This is a genomic window from Candidatus Krumholzibacteriota bacterium (genome assembly GCA_016932415.1).
Classification (GTDB): Bacteria; Krumholzibacteriota; Krumholzibacteriia; order Krumholzibacteriales; family Krumholzibacteriaceae; genus Krumholzibacterium.
Genome location: JAFGCX010000027.1, coordinates 59037 through 80296, shown reverse-complemented (window position 1 = coordinate 80296; position 21260 = coordinate 59037). Strand labels below are relative to the sequence as shown.

The window sequence follows — 21260 nt, the reverse complement described above, 5'->3', positions numbered from 1 at the left end:
ATATTGTCCGAGGTGCGGAGGGAAGATGCGTCCACACCAGGACGAAAGAACCAGAAGGATGAAATGTTTCAATTGTGATTTCATCCATTATCTGAATCCTTCGCCGGCTGCCGGTGTCCTGGTCTTTGACGATCATGGGCAGATACTTCTTGTCCAAAGGGCATTCGAACCGTACAAAGGAACCTGGGTAATACCTTCGGGATATGTAGAATATGATGAAGGAATAAAAATCACGGCGGTCAGGGAATTAAAGGAAGAGACAGGGCTTGACGTCGAGATAGCCGGTATTCACGCGGTGGAGTCCTGTTTTGACGATCCGAGAGGAAATACGATAATCGTTATTTTCAACGGAATCATCACTGGCGGAGAGCTGATCGCCGGGGACGACGCCATGGACGCGAGATTTTTTCATCTGGCCGATCTGCCTGAAATCGGGTTTGAATGTCAGCGCAGGATCATTTCGGGCCTGAAGGAAAATATCAGCTAGATTCGGAATCATTTTTTCTTTTCCTCTCCATCCTCATGACGAAGACCAAAAAGCCAGTGAACCCGCCCCACACCAGGCCGCAGATGACGCACATCATTATTATCGCTGACCCTGTCATGAGTTTCGCTCCTTCCGCCCATTTTCATTCACACGATTTTCCGGTCGGTTCCTGTTGTACCCAGAGGTGGAGGTCCTTTCAAAGAGAAGCCTGTTAAGAGATCTCTGAGAGAGTAAAAGGATCACTATCACCAGGCCCCATTGAAATAAACAGGTACCGACGCTGAATTTTCTGAACGGATGCCACCAGAATTGCGGGTCATACACAAGCACTGACTGCGAGAACCACCATACAGCCATAGCGAGAAATTCTATCGGGAGAAGGAACCTGACCGCAAAATCAAATATCCTGCCGGGTTTTATATCGTTATCCGGGTTGTCAAGCAATTCGACCCTGAATCGCCTGACTCCATAGATGATCACTATTGTGCAGAAAAGAAAGCCGCTTACAAGAAGTCCGACGCTCCATACCCAGTCCTGGTTCTGGAAAAATCCCGGATCAAGGGCCGATGGAAGGCCGAAAATAAAACAGGCGGAACCAATAATCAATATGCCCCGTTTCCTCGACAGGCCGAAGTCCATGACATTTCGCGTTCCCAGCTCGATCATTGATATCAGCGATGAAAGTGCCGCGACAGAAAGCGCGAGAAAGAATACAAGAAGAAAGAAACGGCCACCACTGACATGTTCAAAGAGTTTCGGGATCCAGATAAATGTCAAGCCGGTGCTCAGAGGACCGGTATCCTGCGCGGCTGATATAGCCTGATCGTACGGCAGTATCGCGAAAACTGTCGGGATTACGGCGACCGCCGCGAGTAGCGAGGCGGAATTGTTCCCGAGCCCGGCCAGAAAGGAATTGGCAACGATGTCATCGTGTCTTTTCATATATACAGCGTAAGTCAATATCAGACCCCAACCGGCCCCGGTCGACCAGGCGCTTTGCGTCAGTCCCTCAAGCCAGATGCGGCAGTTCATCAGGGCGCTCCAGTCAGGATGGAAAAGATAATTGAGTCCGGCCGATGCTCCAGGCAGGGTCACAGCTCTTATCCCGGCTATGATAAGCAGCACAAAAAGTGAAGGGAGCATGATTCGATTGGCTTTTTCTATACCGGCCACAACGCCGCGATAGATTATGAACGATCCACCGAGTATGGCGATAAGGTGAAAAAGTACCGGCTGCCAGCCTGTATTCTGGAAAGCAGTCCAGAATCTGGTAGTCTCCTCTCCCCATAGACCTCCACCGGCGACAGATCCGGGGCTGAAGAGAATATCAAGAAAGGAGGCCAGCGAATACCGAAAACACCAGCCTGTCACGACACTGTAATAGAACGTTATGGCCAGCGTGCATATTCCAACGAAACCGCCCATCCATGTGAGTCTTCTGTCTATCGATCCAAAAGCTCCGATAGTTCCCATCCTGGTCTTTTTGCCTAACCCGAACTCGATCATGAGAAGAGGGATTGACCAGAGAAAGAGAAAGAGAAACCATGGCACGAGAAACGGGGCTCCACCGTTCTGGGCTATTACCCTCGGGAATCTCCAGATATTGCCTGTTCCGACAGCCATTCCAAGGGCGGCAAGAAGAAGCGACCATCTGGATGAAAATACTTCCTTAACTCTGATTTCCGTCATTCTACCATTCTTATCCTGAAGCTGTCACCGATCTCGATCCTGTCGACCACTTCCATTCCATCCGTTACAATGCCGATTACAGTGTACCGGCCGTCAAGATGCGGCTGGGGAGTATGAGTTATGAAAAACTGGCTTCCCGGAGTATCTTTTCCGGAATGAGCGACCCCGACATATCCCCTGCCATACCTGTGCATATTAAATTCACTTCGAAGGAAAAATCCGGCGTCTCCCCATCCATCTCCTCGTGGACATCCACCCTGAATGACAAATCCGGGGACAACGCGGTGAAAATTAAGGCCGTCATAAAAGCCATTCTGGACCAGCGTAAGGATAGCGGCTACTATCCCCGGAGCGTCATCTCCAAAAAGCGTGATCTCGATATTCCCCTTCGCGGTGACGATCGAAATCTTCCTGTCTCCGGAAGGCAGGGGGGGAGTCTCCCTCGGGAGATCGCCCCTGATCCATCGGGATGAAAGAGTGGGGTCGGGGGAAAAGTTCAATCCGAATCTCCCGGCTGCTTCGGCTGATGCCTCCCGTACACGCGGATCCGGATCGACAAGTGCCGTTTTAAGCAGCATCTTTATGCCCGGTTCCTGTTCGACGGTCATATCGCCGTTGTCTCCAAAGGCCCCCAGGATCCTTATGATAGCGAGTTTTTTATCCGAATCTTCACGGGATACGCTTTTATTGAATATTCCAGACAGATCATCGATCGCTTTGGCGGGAATCGTATTACCAATAGATTCAATAGCTATCGTCGCTATGACCCGGTCATCCCCATTTGCCGCGTCAACAAGCGCTTTGGCCGGAGTGATTTGATTATCACCGCAGGGGATAGTAAAAAGATCGGTATTCTTCCATCTGCCCAACCCGGCAGCAGCTCCCTCTCTCGAAAGATGGCCTGTCGCCGAGGAAAGGATATCGGTCAGTAATCCTATATCTTCCTCAATCCCTATTTCGCCCAGGAATTCCAGAGCGGTCATTTTTTCATATGGAGTTCCTGATTTGACCTTTTCCAGAAGATGGATCCTCGCCTTTGAACCTCCTGTTTCAGCTGCAGCCTTTATCGCGGCGACCCTGGTCATCAGAGACTTGTCGTTTAAAAGAGGCAGGACTTTCGAAAAAGATTTTTTATTACCTGTCCTCTGTATTCCTTCCAGGGCGAGTGTTTTGAGGTAGCTGTCATCGAGAGAAAGCGCCTTTTCAAGTTTTTCGGCCGATTTTTTACCGCCGATCCTGCCGAGCGCTTCAGCTGCCTTTACAGCAAGCATCCTGTCATCACCGGTAAGAAACCAGGCCAGCCGTTCGATTGCTTTTTTCTCTTTCAGGCGGCCGAGCGCTTCAGATGCCCTCAGGCGGACCTCTCGATCCTCACTTTCCATCAAGGCGATGAGCCTGTGATTCTCAAGAGGGTACCCGAGTCTGCCGATCGTATATGCCGCCATGGCGGTAACGGCTGGTTGCGGGTCTGATAATGACAGCGCGCATGCTTTGGCCTGTGTCGAGTCGCCCAGCAGTGACAGGGCGAGGGCTGCTTCAGCCCTGAGAGATGAGTGGAAATTCTTCAGATATGGTTTTATCAGGGATGCCGCTTCACTCGACCTCGTTCTTCCAAGAGCGTCCAGAGCCAGCAATTTTCTGCCTGGATTCCCTTCCTTTAGGCATGCCCCGAGCGCTTCAACCGCCATCTGCCGCGTCTCTTCCCTGTATCCTACAAGACCCAGGGAATAAATAGCAGAACCAGCTACAGCATCGTCCTCGTCTTTGACAAGTTTTGTCAGGTAGAAGACAGTCCCGATCGGATAGTCGACCCGTCCGAGGACCTCTGCCGACCTTAGCCTGATAAGTGGATCGGGGTCGCGTATCAAAGCACGGATATCATCGGTGAGGACGCGATCTTCTTCCATTCCAGCGAGGATCCCGAGTTTTCTCTTTCCCTCCGGGTCCCTTAGAATCCGTTCATATTTTGATCCCGCGATACTTCTGTCAGGGAAGGAGATGAGAATCAAAGCGGTCATAATAAACAGGCTTAAAGACAGTCCAAATTTGTTCATGATCTCTCCAATATGTTAGTGACTCTATTGTCCTGCCATTTTGAAGCGGTGGATGTCAAGATGTTTTGCATTCGATATGGATGCGTTGTATTCTTCATGTAAATATTCTTTGCCCCTTTTGAACCAGGGAGGTCCGATAAAAATGAAAATCGTCTCCAGAGCGCTTTTCCTGTTTCTTATGCAGGTCGCCTTCGTTTCAGCAAGTATATCAGCATGCACCAATCTGATAGTGACGAAAGGCGCAAGTTCTGACGGTTCGGTGATGGTCACATATACCTGTGACGGGGAGTTTCATCCCCATATGACCTACACTCCTCCGGAAGACCACGCACCCGGGGATCTGTATGAATTAAAGGACTGGAGCGGAAATGTCGTGGCAAGTATCTCCCAGCCTCCTCGCACGCATGGAGTGGTCTATCTGATGAATGAATACCAGGTCGTCATAGGAGAGACAACATTTACCGGGCGGGAGGAACTCGTCAACGAAGAAGGGATACTTCACTACTGGTGGTTGATGAGGATCGCGCTTCAGAGAGCGAAAACGGCAAGAGAAGCTGTCGTACTTATCGGAGAACTCGTCGAGGAATATGGTTACAGAAGCACCGGGGAATCGATCTCGATAGGAGACAAGAATGAAGCGTGGCTCCTCGAGATAACAGGCAAGGGACCAGGAGAGAAGGGGGCGAACTGGGTCGCGCTGAGAATACCTGACGGGTATATATGCGCTCACGCCAACAAGGCCAGAATCGGCGAATTTCCTTTAAAGGACAGCAAGAACTGCCTTTATTCGGAAGACGTGATAGATTTCGCGATAAGGAAAGGGTATTACGATCCTTCTTCCGGAAAACCGTTCAGTTTTCATAAGGCTTACTGTCCATCACCTCCGCAGAAGCTTCGCTATTGCGAGACGCGAGTCTGGAGCATCTTCAGAAGAGCAGCTCCATCAAAAGAGTTTTCTTCCGATTATCACAGGGGCGTCAAAGGGGCCGATCCCTATCCGCTCTGGATAAAACCGGACAAAAAACTTTCCCGCGAGGATGTATTCGCCCTTATGCGGGATCATTACGAAGGGACACCATACGATATGACCTGCGGCGTAGACGCGGGGCCTTTCGGTACGCCAAACAGATGGCGTCCGATGAACTGGAATATTGACGGAAGTGATTACACATGGGAAAGACCCATTTCGACCCAGCAGACCGGTTTTTCTTTCGTTTCCCAATCCCGTTCGTACCTGCCCGACGCGATCGGGGGAGTATTCTGGTATGGCGTCGATGACACATATTTTTCAGTATATATTCCATTTTACGCCTGCACTGACAGGATCCCGGAGACCCTGGCTGAAGGCAGCATGGATGAATTTTCATGGGATTCAGCCTGGTGGGTCTTTAACTTCGTCGCCAACTATGCCAATCTGCGGTACGATGTCATGAAGAACGATATTATCGAGGTGCAGGCAGAGCTTGAGAATAATCTTTCGGCGATGCAACCGGCCGTCGAAAAAGCGGCACTGGAACTGTATAAAAATGATCCCACTCTGGCGGCCGATTATCTGACCGATTATTCGGAAAATGCCGCGAACAGGATAGTAAAACAATATCGCGGCCTCGCAGAACTTCTGATAAGAAAGTATAACGACGGATATATCCAGCATGAAAAAGGCCGCGCGAAGGAAGAAGGATATTCTGAAAAATGGCTTCGAAAAGTACTGGAATTGCACCCTGAAAAGTACAGGTTGAACAGGTGGGAATCTGATTCGCTCGAGACAGACCTTCCATACTGAATGGCCGCTGCTGATATTTCCCGATCGGAACGATTACCAGGGAAATGATCAAAGCCGGTGGAAAAGTGAAAAGATGATGGAATCGATATGCGAAATCTGAAATTGACGATCGAATACAACGGAAGGGATTTCAGCGGATGGCAGATCCAGAACGACAGAACGACCGTTCAGGGGGAACTGTACAGGGCTTTTTCCGAGCTCGCAGATGGCGCGATAAAGATAATCGGCGGAGGAAGGACCGATGCGGGCGTCCACGCGGTCGGGCAGGTCGCCAACGTGAGGATCGAGACGAGTCATGATGTCGAGCTGATAAAAAGAGCGATAAACGCCAAACTTCCACGTTCGATTCTGATAAAGGATATCGAGGAAGCTGATCCGGCGTTCAACGCGCGATACGACGCCAGAAGCAGGAGTTACAGGTATATCTTCATTACGCGTCCGACCGCCATCTGGAACGACTGCTACTATTATACCGGGGATCAGCCGGATATCGAATTGATGAAAAGAGCTGTAAAAAGACTTGTCGGCTACCACGATTTCGCGTCGTTTGCCACGTCAGGGGACTCAAGATCTACGTGGTGCAGGATCATGCGGGCGGAACTTATTGAAAACGAACCACTTCTCACACTTCATCTGAAAGCCGACAGGTTTCTCTATAATATGGTAAGGACGATCGCCGGAACGATCATGGAAATCGGAAGAGGGAAGGACCTTGATATAGTCAAAATACTCGAAGCCCGTGACCGGAGGGTGGCAGGACCTACTTTACCGCCCTATGCTCTTTATTTTATGGAGATAGAATACCGGGAGACATAGATACAGGGGGGCTGGCTCTTTTCTCCCGGAATATTCCCGAATTTGGTTGTTAGATTGACAGCCAACTTGTATAATATCGGTTTCTTTTCAGGTTGTAGACCGACTATCGAAAGATCAGGAGGAGAAATGAAGTTCTTTATTGATACGGCGAATGTGGACGAGATCAAGGAAGCGGCGAAACTTGGTCTGTTGGACGGAGTTACAACTAATCCCACGTTGCTTTCGAGGGAAAAGGGGAGTTTCAGGGAGACTCTCAGGGAGATCTGCTCGATTGTGCCGGGTCCCGTGAGTGCTGAGGTAGTATCTCTCGATGCCGGGGGTATGGTCAAAGAGGGAAAAGACCTGACGACTATCGCGGATAATATAATCATCAAGGTTCCCTGCACGACCGAGGGTATCAAGGCGATCGGCATGTTTAAAGCTGAAGGGATAGAGACGAATGCTACGCTATGCTTTTCAGCCAACCAGGGTCTTCTTGTTGCCAAGGCTGGAGCCACATATGTCAGTCCATTCGTAGGCCGGCTTGACGATGTAGGACAACCCGGTATGGAACTGATTGCTGACCTGGTAGACATTTACAATAACTATTCGTTCGCGACTCAGATCATAGTCGCCAGTATCAGAAGCGTACAGCATGTATATGAATCCGCTCTTCTTGGCGCCGATGTCGCCACGATACCTTTCAAGGTGATATCACAACTTATCAAGCATCCTCTTACCGATAAAGGTATCGAAAGTTTCCTGGCTGACTGGGAAAAGGTTGAAAAATAAAGGCACGATATCCAATGGACCGGTTTAAAAGATTAACGGGCCTCTGGCGATGAGGATGACCGGAGGAGACCCGGCACCGGCGGGCGGGGGCGCAGGTCGCGACAAATCTCAAAGAGAGGACAGATAAGGATTGAAACCTTTCGAATCCAGATGGGCGAGAGTATTTCCCGTTATTATGGGTATCCTTTTCGGGCTTTCTCTTGCCATGTTCATAATTTCGATTGTACTTCTTGCGAGAATAAACAGGGAAGAGCCATTTCTGCCAAGACCGGCCGGCAATGTCATTTCCGACCAGGGGACCAGGTTCAGCGGGGATGCTATCGTAGCGGCAAGGCAGAGGGTGAGTCCCACAGTAGTCTCGGTCACAGCTTACCGTACGCAGCTCGTATACGCCAACCGCGGGTGGGATGAGTGGTTCCAGCAGTTCCGTGGACGTATTCCCAGACTTGCCAAGCAGCGCTATCCGAGTTATGGCTCCGGCGTGATAGTCAATCCTGATGGTTACATCCTCACAAATGAACATGTCATCCGTAATGCCGAGGAGATCTTTGTCACTATGACCGACAGCACGGAAGTCCTCGCGACCCTTATCGGTTCTACTCCGGAATTTGATCTCGCGCTTTTGAGGATCGAGGGAAGGAATCTTCCCTATGCCGCTCTTGGAGATTCAGATCATCTTGAGATAGGCGAGACAGTAATAGCGATAGGGAGTCCCTTTACATATCTTTTCAATGATACTCAGCCTACGGTGACCGCGGGCGTGATAAGCGCTCTTCACAGGGACGTCAAGCAGACCGCCAGGGCGGTCCAGATATTCAAGAATATGATTCAGACCGACGCGGTGATCAACCCGGGAAACAGCGGAGGACCGCTTGTTTCGGCTCAAGGGCTTGTCGTAGGGATCAATACGTTTATTTTTTCATCGAGCGGCGGAAGCAGTAACATCGGAATGGGATTCGCGATCCCGATCAATACGGCAAAGATGGTGGTAGATGAATTAAGGCAGTATGGAAGGTTCAGGAGTGTCTGGACGGGATTGATCGTCAGAGAACTCACTCCGGACGTGATCAAGCAGCTCGGAATTCCTTTCAATACCGGTCTTGTAGTAACGCAGCTCGAACAGGGAGGACCCGCCGAGGATGCCGGTATTGCTGTCGGAGATGTGATCATAGAGATCAACGGAAAAACGATACTCGACGCTTCGCAGGCTGAACGGGTGATATTCGGTCAGCAGGTCGGAGATGAACTCGGGATCGTAATATGGAGAGACGGGCGCACGTTTGATGTGAAGCTGAAACTGGTAGAAGCAAAGGAAAAGACATAGGAGGAGATAATTGATCCCACGCTATTCACTCCCCGAAGTAAAAGAGATATGGTCGGATAAGAACAAGTATGACCTGTGGAAGGAAATTGAGATCCTCTATTGCGAGGGTATGGCCGAGTATGGCCTGATCCCGAAAAAAGCTGCCAGGGAGATAAGAAAGAAGGCTGATTATAATATCAACCGAGTCCTGAAGATCGAGAAAAAGACACGCCACGACGTTATAGCCTTCCTTACCAACATGGCCGAATATACAGGTGAACCGGGGAGATATCTTCACATGGGGATGACGAGCTCAGATCTTCTCGATACGGCGCTTGCCTGCCAGATGAGAGACGCAGGCCTGGTGAACCTGAAAAAGCTGAAAAAACTGAGGGCTGTCCTGAAGCGTCAGGCGCTTAAATACCGTATGACGCCGATGGTCGGGAGGAGTCACGGAATACATGCCGAACCGATGACTTTCGGGATGAAGCTTCTGGTCTGGTATGCTGAGACCGGGAGAAACATCAGCCGGCTTGAGCGTGCCATCGAAGAGATATCAGTCGGCCAGATCACAGGCGCCGTGGGGACTATGTCGCATACCGACCCTCGGGTCGAAAGTTTCGTCATGCGAAAACTCGGGCTGAAGGCAGCTCCCGTGACGACGCAGATCATTCAGCGCGACAGGCATGCTTCGTATCTGTCCACATTCGCAATTATAGGCGCGTCTCTTGAAAAGATGGCTACCGAGATAAGAGGACTGCAGAGGACCGAGGTGGGAGAGGTCGAGGAACCCTTCACAAAGGGGCAGAAAGGATCAAGCGCGATGCCGCACAAGCGCAATCCGATCCTGACAGAAAGGATCACCGGCATGGCCAGGCTTCTCAGGTCGAACTCGATCGCCGGTCTGGAGAATGTGGCCTTGTGGCACGAGAGGGATATAAGCCATTCTTCGGTCGAAAGAGTAATACTCCCCGATTCCACGATGATCCTCGCCTATATGCTCGAAAAATTCATATGGCTTGTCAGCGGACTCAGGGTTAATAAAAAGAAGATGCTTGAAAACCTCGATCTCACCGGTGGGCTCGTCTTCTCGCAGCACCTTCTCCTGTTGCTTGTGAAAAAGGGCATTTCCAGGGAAAAGGCATATTCGATAATCCAGGGAGCCGCGATGCGGAGTATGGGTTCGAAACTGTCGTTCAAAGAGATACTGAAAACAGATAAAAAGATGAGTGAATTCTGTAGTGAATCGGAGATGGAGGAAGCATTTGACCTTAAAACGCATCTCAGGAGGATTGATTTTATTTTCAACAGGGTCCTTGGTGAAAGAGGAAAACCCGGGAAAGGATAGAACGGTTGCTTAAAGGAACGGTCCGGATAACAGGCAAGACTGATGCTGAAGTCGCTGAGGCTCTGAAAAAAAGAGACCTTAACCTGGCGGTAAGCGAGGCGCGCAGAGTCTGCGAGCTTCTTGGCAGGGACCCTACAATCGTTGAACTCACGATTTTCAATACGATGTGGAGTGAGCACTGCAGCTACAAAAGCAGCCGCCGTATTCTTGGCGAGATGCTTCCGACGAAGGCTTCGAATGTCGTGATGGGTCCTGGCGAGGATGCAGGGGTGGTTAGATTCGCCCGGGCAGATGACGGAGACTGGCATTGCCTTGTGATCGCTCATGAGAGCCATAATCATCCATCACAACTTTTGCCGGTCGAAGGCGCCGCTACCGGCATCGGAGGGATAGTAAGGGATGTATATTGCATGGGAGCAGACGTCGTCGGAGTCCTCGATCCCCTGAGATTCGGCGACCCGTCAGGGGAAAACGCCGCCCAGACCATATCAATAGCCAGAGGCGTTGTTGACGGAATCGCGCAGTATGGAAATGCTCTGGGCGTACCAAATCTCGGAGGAGACGTGGTCTTTGACAGGGGATATGACGAGAACTGCCTCGTAAATGTCGTCGCGATCGGGACGGTGAAGGAGTCAAGGATCCTGCGCAGCAGAGTCCCCGAGGAAGCGAGCAGCCGCCCTTACAAGATAATACTCGTTGGAAAACCTACTGATGATTCCGGCTTCGGGGGAGCCGCCTTTGCTTCCGAGGACCTCGCGTCGGAAGAAGAGGCTAACAGGGGGGCTGTCCAGGTTCCCGACCCGTTTCTCAAGAGAGTGTTGACAGTCGCAAACCGGAAAGTCCTCGAGCTTGCCTGGGAAAAAGGCCATAAAATAGGGTTCAAAGACCTCGGAGCGGGTGGTATTTCCTGTGTGACCTCAGAACTCGCAGACTCGGGCGGATTCGGAGTGAAGCTGGATCTCGACATGGTGAACGTGGCGGCAGGGCATTTTCCGGCCGCGGTGATCGCCTGTTCGGAGACGCAGGAAAGGTACGCTCTGGCAGTTCCGGATGAATTTGTAGAGGATGTCCTGAGGATATATAACAGTGAGTTCGATCTGCCCCACATTTATCACGGAGCGGGAGCTTTCGTCGTGGGCGATGTGATGACTGAAAGAAAATATACGATAGTTTCCCAGGGCGAAATAGTATGCGAAGCCCCGATAGAAGTTATAACGACTGGAATAAGTTATGACAGAGCGAAAAGGAGCAGAAGGCAGCTTTTCACTGAACCTGACCTGAGTGATGAGAGGTCTCTCAGGGATGATTTTATCAGGCTCTTCTCCTCGGTAAATATTTCGTCGAAAAACCATTTATTCCATCATTACGATTCCGAGGTCCAGGGAAGGGCAGTCCTGAGACCGGGAGAAGCCGATGCCGGAGTGATCGCTCCGGTCGCCGGTATGGAAACTGGAATAGCCGTATCGGTCGATGGAAATCCGCGGTATGGAATGATAGACCCGTACCAGGGCGGGGCCCACGCGGTCATTGAAGCTGCGAGGAACGTTGCGGCTGTCGGAGCTGAACCATGGACGATCACCGACTGCCTTAATTACGGGAATCCCGAGAAGGAAGAGGTCTTCTGGGAATTCTATGAAGGTGTCAGGGGAATAGGAGATGCCTGCAAGGGGATCGGCCTGATCTCTCACGAAGGCGAGCCTCTTCCCGTCGTATCGGGAAATGTCTCTTTTTATAACCAGGGTGAAAGCGGCAAGGCGATCCCCCCTTCGCCGATCATCGCCTGCGTCGGAGTGGTAAGGGATTATTCGCGGAGTCGTTCCATCGGTTTCAAGGAAGCGGGAAACACAGTCTATTATATTGGAGAACCGCTCGATGAGCTTGGCGGCAGCGAATATTACAGTGTCATCTATAAAGAACTCGGAGCCAATGTTCCCGAAGCCGATTTTATAAGGGAACGCAACCAGATACGCACGGTGATCGAGATGCATGACCTCGGATGGATAAGGGCATGCCATGACTCGGGTCAGGGAGGGATGCTGACGGCTATTGCAGAGATGGTGGTCGCCACTCGCCCTGGAAACCGGATAGGGTTGACAATCGATATGGACGAGTTCGCCAATACAGGGCTCAGCAAGGAAAAAATTCTCTTTTCCGAGACCGGCGGTTTCGTAGTGGAACTTCCGGCAGGGATCGAAAGAGAAGTGCTGGCTCTTTGCGCGAGGGCGAGGGTCAGGCTGCACAGGATCGGATCCCTTAACAGCCAGGCGAGGCTCGAAGTCACCAGTGGAGACAAGAGGCTTGCCGCATGGGAGAGTAAAGAACTCAAAGAAGCATATATGAATGGTTGCCGCAGTATCTTCGGCATCGAGAAAGGAGCATAAGTGGCCAGATCCTTCAGGGGAAAGGTAGCTGTAATCCAGTTTCCAGGTGTCAATTGCGAAAGCGAGACGGTAGCAGCAGTAAGGTCTGTAGGCCTGGACGCCGATCTTTTTCGATGGAATGAGGAGCCTGGGCTTCTCGAGGAAAGTGCTGCCGTCATTCTTCCCGGCGGATTTTCTTATCAGGACAGGATAAGAGCGGGGGTCGTGGCAGCGAAGGATACCGTAATGGATACTCTGAGCGATCTTGCCGCGGCCGGTCATCCCCTTCTGGGGATTTGCAACGGCGCGCAGGTACTCGTGGAATCAGGATTTATTCCGGGAATCCACTGGGAAAGGGTAGATTTCGCTCTTGCCCCGAATATCATGGAAGACAGGGAAGGATATTATTGCAACTGGGTCTATCTCAGAAACGAGGGAAGCGATTCGGTATGGACCAGCGCTTTTCATAAGGGAGAAATCATTCCGGTCCCTGTCGCCCACGCCGAGGGAAGATTCGTGACACGCGACGAGAACCTTCTCGATCAGATGAAGGAGAACGGGCAGATCGTTCTGAGGTATTGCAGCGAGCGTGGAGAGATAGACAGTTCATTTCCGGTCAATCCCAACGGATCAATGGATAATATAGCGGGAGTCTGCAATCGTGAAGGTAACGTCCTGGCGATGATGCCTCATCCCGAGAGGGCTACATGGCTCAGACAGGTTCCCGAGGATCTGCCTGGAAAATGGGGGGGCGAAAGGCTGCGTTCAGCGGGCGATATAACTAAAATGGAAGAGGAAGGTCCTGGAAGAAGGTTTTTTGCTTCCCTCCTGCATGAAAGGCCGCATCGGGCCCATTCCACAGGTTCGGATAAGGGTAAGGAGGATAACCGATGAAGTACAGAGCTGAACTGTGGGTCAGGCTTAAAGTCATCGATCTTGTCGCCCAGACCGCCTGGATGACATTAACGGAAAAACTTGATTTCTCATCCGACCTTCACGGGATCGTACGCTATTCTTACTGGGGTTTTGATATCGATGGAGATGGCGGCGAAAAGGCACTTGAAGCGGTTGACAGGATAATAAGGATCGACAGCTCTTTTACGAACCAGAACAAACACCATTATTTTTTAAAATTGATTTCGGATCGAACCGGCGAGAAAGCGTTCACCGCCGGAGACCTTGTCCTGGACAAGGATTTTCCCATCCATGAAGGAGCGGCTGTTCTGAAGCCGGGCCAGTCCAGATACGCCTGCGACCTGCTCATACGCGAACTGGGAAAAGACAGGGATGAAGGCTATTTATCGAGGCTTGATTCGAGGCTTGAAGGAGTCATGGTATCGGCGATGAAAGCGGGCGAGGTCTGGCGGATGATAGTCAGTGCTTCAGATCAGGAAAAAGCGGTCAAAAAGGTAGAGGATATGGCAATCACACGTTCTCGCAGGGAGGGAGTCCTGCTGAATCCTCATTACCAGTCTTCAGAATTTATCGGGAACACTCTTGAGGTCGCATAGCAAGGAGTTGACGCCTTGAAAGAGGAATGCGCGGTATTCGGGATATTCGGAAGCGAAGAGGCAGCCCAGATGACATATCTTGGCCTTTATTCTCTTCAACACAGGGGACAGGAATCCTCCGGTATAATATCGTATGACGGCCACAAGATGCACGAGCACAAGGCAATGGGGCTCGTATCCAAGGTCTTCTCCGACGAGATCATCGATCAATTGAAGGGTAATATGGCGATAGGCCATAACAGGTATTCCACGACCGGAATATCTCACGTGGTCAACACGCAACCTTTTCTGGTCGATTGCAAGATCGGCAAGATCGCCGTAGCGCACAACGGAAATCTCGTCAACGCGGTCGAATTGCGCACGAAGATGGAGAATGACGGATCGATATTCAGAAGTACGATGGACAGCGAAGTCCTGCTGCATCTTATCGCCAGAAGCCGGGAAGATACTATCGAAAAGATGGTCATCGATGCTCTCGGGCAGGTCAGAGGCGCGTATTCGCTTCTCTTTCTCACCCAGGGCAAAATCATAGCCGCGAGGGATCCGCATGGATTCAGGCCGCTCTGCCTGGGTAAATATGGAAGCACTGATCTGATAGCCTCGGAAAGCTGCGCTTTCGATATTCTTGGAGCAAAATATATCAGGGAGATCGAACCGGGCGAGCTGATAGTCCTCTCCGAAAAGGGAGTTGAATCGATACGTTTCGCGCCAGCTTCAAAGAAGCTGTCGAAATGCATCTTCGAGTTCATATATTTCTCCAGGCCTGACAGCAAGGTCTTTGGTGAGAATGTCGACAAGGTGAGAAGAAAGCTTGGCAGAAAGCTCGCCGAAAATCATCCGGCAGACGCTGATATTGTCATTTCAGTTCCGGATTCAAGCAATACGATCGCGCTGGGATTTGCCGAAGCGTCAGGGTTGCCTTATGAACTTGGCCTGATTCGTAATCATTATGTAGGCAGGACTTTTATCCAGCCAAAACAGAGGGAACGGGACTGGGATGTCCGAATTAAATTCAATCCTGTAAGAGGCGTCCTGTCAGGCAGGAAAGTTGCTGTGATCGATGATTCCATAGTCCGCGGTTCGACGATGCGCAAACTGGTCTCTCTTATAAGGCAGGCCGGAGCGGCAGAGGTGCACCTGAGGATCGGTTCCCCCCCGATCACGCATTCATGCTATTATGGGATAGATACGCCCACCAGGTCCGAGCTTATCGCCTCTAAAAAGTCTATCGATGAGATACGATCGTACCTCGGTGTTGAAAGCCTTCATTATCTTTCGATCAAGGGACTGCTCGAGTGCGTGGATGACCCGGATAACTACTGTACGACCTGTTTCAGTGGCATATATCCCGTCGAGCGCAGCGGTAATTATTCGAAAGATGTCTTCGACCAGGATAATATCGAAAGTGCCGGACATCAGGCTGAGAGGAATTCCGTAAAATGATCGAACTGCCCGTCCGGGGCGATATCCAGGATGCTCTCGAGTCGCTGGTCGATGGCGGGGCTGAATTCGCTGAATTGTTCTTCGAATCAAGAATCATCCATTCGATACGTTGCGAAGAAAAGCGAATCGACCGTATATCAAGCGGAAGAGATATCGGTTTCGGACTCCGCGTGATGACCGGCGGCAGGACTGCCTACGGTTATTCGAATAACCTGACAAAGGATGAGATATTCCGCCTGGGAAGGGCAGTACTTAAAGATCTCGAGGATGGAAATGGATCGATCAGGCGTTTTGGAGATACGGTGATCGGAAGATGCGAGGGGATATCAATCCCCTCCGAAGATGTCTCCATCGAGGAAAAAATAGAAATGATCCTTTTATCGGACAGGATCGCCCGGGGAGTAAGCGAAGAAATCTCGCAGGTAAGAGTGAATTATTCCGATATGGTCCAGAATGTCAGGATCTTCAACAGCGAGGGAGTGGCAGTCGGAGATGACAGGAGACAGATCGTTTACAATATCCGCGCTGTAGCGGCGGACGGGACTGACATCCAGAGCGCCTACAGGTCGGCGGGAGGGCGCAAGGGGTTCGAATTCCTTGACAGGGAGATGGTCTCGGCTCTGGCTGTCGAAAGTGCCGAAAGCGCCGTGCGCACCCTTCACGCGGAAAGAGCTCCGGCCGGAGTCATGACAGTGATCCTGGCAGGCGAATCCGGCGGTACGATGGTCCACGAAGCTATCGGGCACGGGCTTGAAGGTGATGCCGCCGAGAAGGGTCTTTCGATCTACAGCGGCAAGAAAGGTGAAAAAGTAGCCTCTGAGCTTATTACGGTGATAGATGATCCGACTCTCCAGGGAGCCAGGGGTTCGTATAATTTCGATGATGAAGGAGTCAGATCGCGAAGAAATGTCCCGGTCGAAAACGGAGTCCTTAAATCATATCTTCTTGACAGGCGGATCGCGCGAAAAGAAGGCACCGAGTCGACTGGAAACGGAAGGAGAGAGGATTTTCGCCACAGACCGATCGTGAGAATGAGCAATACGATGATAGCCGAGGGAGATCACGCGCCGGAAGAGATTATTGGAAGCGTCGAAAAAGGTCTGTACGTCGTGCGGATGGGGGGAGGACAGGTCGATACTTCAAGCGGTGATTTTGTCTTCAAGGTCAATGAAGCGTTTCTGATCGAGAAAGGAAAGATCGCCTCTCCCGTCAGGGGAGCTACTCTGATAGGCAATGGGCCGGCCGTTCTCTCCGATATAGATATGGTCGGCAACGATCTCGGTTTCGATATCGGGACTTGCGGAAAGGACGGTCAGCAGGTGCCCGTTTCGGACGCTCAGCCAACACTCAGGATACCCGCGATAACAGTCGGCGGAGAAGTGTAAGCCGGATGAGAAAGAAAATGGAAATAAAGCCAGCCGGCTGTTGGAGCGATATCATTCTGCCACTTGTCGAAAAACCTTCCAGGTACATCGACCGTGAATTGAATCTTTCGTCGGATGGATACATCCGAGGGGGATTCAACGTAGCGTTGGTATTTCCGGATCTCTACGAGATAGGGATGTCTCATCAGGGGCTGAGGCTTCTTTATGAGATCCTTTCCAGGAAAAATGGAGTTGGTGTGGAGTTTGTCTTTGCTCCATGGCCTGACATGGAAGGGTTGCTAAGGAAAGGGAAGGAACCCCTGAGGTCTTTACAGACCGGTACGCCTCTGGCCAACTTTGATGTAGTCGGGATAACTGTCCCATACGAACTCCACTATACGAATATTGTCACTATCCTCGAACTGTCGTCGATCCCTCTGGAAAGAGAAGAGAGGAAAGATGGCGATCCTGTCGTGATCGCGGGAGGACCATGCGCGACAAACCCGCTTCCGATCCTCGACGCCCTTGACGCTGTTTTTGTGGGAGACGCTGAAAGGTCTCTCTCAGAAGCTGTGGATCTTCTGATCGGCGTAAAGGGGCTGGGTGGTACAAGGGATGAATTACGCGGAGCCCTGGCCCGCGTCGATGGAGTATATGTCGATGGCATATCGAAAACAGTCCGTCCAGGTAAATGGATCCTCGCCGACGGCGATCTTCCGGGAAAGCCGATAGTGCCGTCTGCCAGCATAATACATGAAAGGCTCTCGGTCGAGATCCTCCGTGGCTGTACGAGGGGATGCAGGTTCTGCCACGCCGGCATGACATACAGACCAAGAAGAGAAAGAAGTATCGATGAGATAACCCGCGCGATATGCGAAGGACTAGACGCTTCGGGGTGGGAGGAAGTCTCGCTTCTTTCCCTTTCCACCTCAGATTACTCGAGATTCGACGAGCTGATCGAAAGGATCGGCCCCGAACTCAAAAAACGAAGAGTATCGCTATCGCTGCCGAGCCTCAGGCCGGAGACGATATCATCATCCGTGCTGTCCGCGTCAGCGATGGTCAGGAAATCCGGGTTCACAATAGCTCCGGAAGCCGGTACCGAGAGGTTGCGCAGGGTGATTAACAAGGAAATGTCCGATGACGAGATAATGAAAGCCTGTTCAGATATCCTCAACGCCGGATGGCAGACGCTGAAACTGTATTTTATGATCGGATTACCGACGGAAACGGTCGAGGACCTTGACGGTATCGCGTCTATAGTCGAGCGGGTAATGCGCATTCCCCGAAGGAGAAAAAGATTCAAACTGAATATATCGATATCTCCTTTCGTCCCGAGAGTTCAGACTCCGTTTCAATGGGAAAGACAAGCTTCAATCGATGAGATCTCTGAAAAGGAAAAGTACCTTGCCGGAAAGATAAAACACCGGGACATCCAGCTAAGCATGAGGGAACCACGGATAAGCGCCCTTGAAGGGATATTCGCCAGAGGGACTTCCGATCTATGGCCTGTCATCAAGACAGCCCATAAAAAAGGGTGCCGTTTCGATGGATGGAGGGATCATTTCAGATTCGATCTCTGGGAGAGCGCCCTTCAAGAGCATGGGTTTTCGATAAACGAATTGCTGGAAGGCCGGGCTGCTGACACGGCCCTTCCCTGGGACAGATTCGGTTCGAGAGTAAGTAAGGAGTTTCTCCTCAATGAAAGAGTGAAAGCTTTCAGGGCCGAGACGACCGAGGACTGCAGGATAGGAAAATGCAGCGATTGTGGAGCATGCGTCGAAAAGAAAGATTATGAAGCGGGACGCGCCGGTCCGGCAAAAGGACCGGTGTCTCAGACCGGATCGGAAATGCCCGATGAATCAAAACCGGCCGATGGAGAGGTAATCCCTCTGCGCTATCGATGCCTCTATTCCAGAACCGGTCTTGCCAGATTCCTCTCGCACAGGGAGTTTATCAATATTCTTCACAGAGCGCTGAGGAGAAGCGGATTGAAGCTCAGTTACAGCGGTGGATTTCACCCTCTGGCCAGAATATCGATGGGTCCTTCGCTAGCCGTGGGGATCGAGGGGGAAGAGGAATTCTTTGACGTCGAACTCCTTTGCGAGGAAGATATTGCTCCTTCCAGACTGAATGATCTTCTGCCTGAAGGTATAGAGGTATCTTCATGCCATGGTCCTTTTCAAAAAAGCGAGGGCAGGCTTACCGAAGAAACGAGATATATATATCGACTCGATCTCGATCCGCTGCTGACCCGGGCAGGAGGCGAATCCGGAATTAATGATGATACCCTGTTGCCCGTTGACCGTCGATTATGGTATCGTCAGACCGAACATGATCTGTCCCGCTCCGGAAGGGATATTGGAGTTTCGATCACTGATGGGATCTTGTCGGCGGGCTGGCTTGCCGGGAGATTGAGAGAGCTTTTCACTTCAGGCGAAAAGATCATCGATCGCAAAGGAAGAGAGCGCTCCTGCGACGGGTGCGGGATAGTCGAAGAGATAGACGAGAAGATGCTGGATATCTATATCGATTCCGGCCACTCTCCGGGGATCAGGGATATTCTTTACCTGATCCTCCCCGAGCGGCTGGCCGGTATAGTCAGAATAAGAAGGAAAAAGATATTGTATTTGAAAAATGGCTGTTATCTCGGGCCTGCAGAGATGGTCGGAGGTTCCAGCCGGGAAACACGGTAATATGAAAAAAGAGATTGTCATTAATTACACCAAACGCGAGGTGAGAATCGCGATACTCGAGGATGACGAGCTCGTCGAATTCCTTATCGAGCGGGAAGAAAACAGAAGGACTGTAGGGGCGATATATATCGGCAGGGTAAATGCCGTGATACCCGGAATACAGGCGGCATTCGTCGATATCGGCCAGGAGAAAGCGGCCTTTCTTCACGTAAGCGACGTGGCGACCGGATCTCTTGATCCCGATCTCCTCGATGACGATGATTATGTCCCGAAAGGGGGAAGAAAACGAAAGGATTTTCCTCCCATCGAGACACTGCTCAAAAAAGGGCAGGATATCGTCGTCCAGATCCGAAAAGAGGCTATCGGGACGAAAGGACCGAGGATATCTTCGCAGATATCGCTGCCGGGCCGTTTTGCCGTACTTATGCCGAATCTCGATCATGTCGGAGTGAGTAAGAAAATTGAGAATCGCAAGGAACGCAACAGGTTGCGCGCCATCGTCCGCAAATACCGTTCGAAAGGATCGGCTGTGATAGTAAGGACCGCGGGGCTAGGAGTCGAACAACAGCAGCTGCGCGATGATATAAAACAACTCGAAAAAAGATGGAAACAGATCGAAAAGAACATAGAGAAGGCGACCCCTCCATCCCTTGTCCATGAAGATGTCGATATCACCGTCTTTGCTCTAAGGGATCTTTTTACAGAGGACGTAGACCAGATCACGATCGATAACAAGAACGAATATGAGCGTCTTAAATCATACCTCGATTCGATCGGCCAGAACCTGTCTTCGAAGGTAAAGTTCTACAACGACAAGAACCCTGTCTTCGATTATTACGAGATAGAAGATGAGATCGAGAAGACCCTGGAAAGCAAGATATGGGTCCGGAAGGGCGGTTATATAGTCATAGAGCATACCGAGGCTCTTGTCTCGATAGATGTAAATACAGGAAGGTTTACCGGCAAGAAGAACCAGGAAGACACGATCCTGCAGACAAACCTGATAGCGGCGCGAGAGATCGCCAGGCAACTGAGGCTCAGGGATATCGGGGGTATAATAGTCGTCGATTTCATCGATATGGAACGTGAAGAGAACCGTAAAAAAGTCTACAATGAGTTCCGGAACTGCCTGAGAAAGGACCGTTCGAGAGCGAGGATATCGCCGATAAGCGATCTCGGGCTGATCGAAGTAAGCAGAAAGAGGGTCAGGCCGAGCCTGTTACACTATTACAGCGACGAATGTCCCTATTGCGTGGGGAGCGGAAAGATCCTCAGCATCGAATCGATGGCGATGAAGGTTGAGCAATGGATAAGGCGGATCGGATCGCAGAGAAATATCCAGGGCCTGCAGTTCCGCGTGAATCCGATTCTCGGCATATTCCTCAGGGAAGACAGGAATGAATATATTCGTGAGATGGCCGATTCTTACAAGATCATAGTCGAGGTGATCGATGATCCGAGAATGCACAGGGAGGACTTCCAGATCTATTCGCTCGACGGCAAGAGGGACCTGAAAGCCGAGTTCGTTTGATATCGGACTGACCCTGGCGAGTGAAAGAAAACGGCGGAGGCTTTTGCTCTCCGCCGTAATTATTTTTAAGCCGGTGACCCCGAATTAGGTCGTTCGGCCGGGTA

16 protein-coding genes are annotated in these 21260 nt (G+C 51.0%); 13 read left to right on the top strand and 3 right to left on the bottom strand.

Annotated elements, in window-relative coordinates:
• The first annotated feature begins 25 nt into the window (after window positions 1–25).
• Window positions 26–487 carry an NUDIX domain-containing protein gene (locus JW814_09895; GenBank protein MBN2071756.1) on the top strand — a complete coding sequence of 154 codons (462 nt, stop codon included), beginning with the start codon at window positions 26–28 and terminating at the stop codon, window positions 485–487.
• Here JW814_09895 and JW814_09890 read toward each other — a convergent pair.
• The 3 genes from JW814_09890 to JW814_09880 are packed head-to-tail and all read right to left on the bottom strand — an operon-like array spanning window position 480 to window position 4230.
• Window positions 480–605 (bottom strand): MetS family NSS transporter small subunit, encoded by a 126-nt coding sequence (locus tag JW814_09890; protein MBN2071755.1) that lies wholly within the window; start codon window positions 603–605, stop codon window positions 480–482. The two genes, JW814_09895 and JW814_09890, sit on opposite strands and share 8 nt — an antisense overlap.
• A complete protein-coding gene (locus JW814_09885; protein ID MBN2071754.1) occupies window positions 602–2167 on the bottom strand; it encodes a sodium-dependent transporter in 1566 nt (521 codons plus the stop codon). The genes JW814_09890 and JW814_09885 overlap by 4 nt, the downstream gene beginning before the upstream one ends.
• A gap of 5 nt (window positions 2168–2172) precedes the next feature.
• Complete coding sequence (locus tag JW814_09880) at window positions 2173–4230, bottom strand: HEAT repeat domain-containing protein (protein ID MBN2071753.1); 2058 nt, start codon at window positions 4228–4230, stop codon at window positions 2173–2175.
• A gap of 142 nt (window positions 4231–4372) precedes the next feature.
• Between JW814_09880 and JW814_09875 the strand changes: the two genes are divergently transcribed.
• From JW814_09875 to JW814_09820, 12 genes are all read left to right on the top strand, one after another.
• Window positions 4373–6013 carry a C69 family dipeptidase gene (locus tag JW814_09875; protein ID MBN2071752.1) on the top strand — a complete coding sequence of 547 codons (1641 nt, stop codon included), beginning with the start codon at window positions 4373–4375 and terminating at the stop codon, window positions 6011–6013.
• Between the two features lie 87 nt (window positions 6014–6100).
• Entirely contained in the window at window positions 6101–6829 is a 729-nt protein-coding gene (truA, locus tag JW814_09870) for a tRNA pseudouridine(38-40) synthase TruA (GenBank protein MBN2071751.1), read from the top strand.
• A gap of 126 nt (window positions 6830–6955) precedes the next feature.
• Window positions 6956–7600 (top strand): fructose-6-phosphate aldolase, encoded by a 645-nt coding sequence (gene fsa, locus JW814_09865; protein MBN2071750.1) that lies wholly within the window; start codon window positions 6956–6958, stop codon window positions 7598–7600.
• 130 nt (window positions 7601–7730) lie between these two features.
• Window positions 7731–8924: a trypsin-like peptidase domain-containing protein gene (locus tag JW814_09860; GenBank protein MBN2071749.1), complete on the top strand. Its 1194-nt coding sequence runs from the start codon at window positions 7731–7733 to the stop codon at window positions 8922–8924.
• A 10-nt stretch (window positions 8925–8934) separates the two neighbouring features.
• Window positions 8935–10251 carry an adenylosuccinate lyase gene (locus tag JW814_09855; protein ID MBN2071748.1) on the top strand — a complete coding sequence of 439 codons (1317 nt, stop codon included), beginning with the start codon at window positions 8935–8937 and terminating at the stop codon, window positions 10249–10251.
• 5 nt (window positions 10252–10256) lie between these two features.
• Complete coding sequence (gene purL, locus JW814_09850) at window positions 10257–12632, top strand: phosphoribosylformylglycinamidine synthase subunit PurL (protein MBN2071747.1); 2376 nt, start codon at window positions 10257–10259, stop codon at window positions 12630–12632.
• Window positions 12633–13505 (top strand): phosphoribosylformylglycinamidine synthase I, encoded by an 873-nt coding sequence (gene purQ, locus JW814_09845; protein ID MBN2071746.1) that lies wholly within the window; start codon window positions 12633–12635, stop codon window positions 13503–13505. It begins immediately after the preceding gene.
• Window positions 13502–14122, top strand: a complete 621-nt coding sequence (locus JW814_09840) for a hypothetical protein (protein MBN2071745.1) — start codon at window positions 13502–13504, stop codon at window positions 14120–14122. The genes purQ and JW814_09840 overlap by 4 nt, the downstream gene beginning before the upstream one ends.
• A gap of 15 nt (window positions 14123–14137) precedes the next feature.
• Entirely contained in the window at window positions 14138–15565 is a 1428-nt protein-coding gene (locus JW814_09835) for an amidophosphoribosyltransferase (GenBank protein ID MBN2071744.1), read from the top strand.
• Window positions 15562–16950, top strand: coding sequence for a TldD/PmbA family protein (locus JW814_09830; GenBank protein ID MBN2071743.1), 1389 nt, complete (start codon window positions 15562–15564; stop codon window positions 16948–16950). Before JW814_09835 ends, JW814_09830 begins: the two co-directional genes overlap by 4 nt.
• A 5-nt stretch (window positions 16951–16955) precedes the next feature.
• A complete protein-coding gene (locus tag JW814_09825) occupies window positions 16956–19625 on the top strand; it encodes a DUF2344 domain-containing protein (protein ID MBN2071742.1) in 2670 nt (889 codons plus the stop codon).
• Window position 19626: 1 nt separating this feature from the next.
• Entirely contained in the window at window positions 19627–21156 is a 1530-nt protein-coding gene (locus JW814_09820) for an Rne/Rng family ribonuclease (GenBank protein ID MBN2071741.1), read from the top strand.
• Window positions 21157–21260 lie beyond the last annotated feature (104 nt).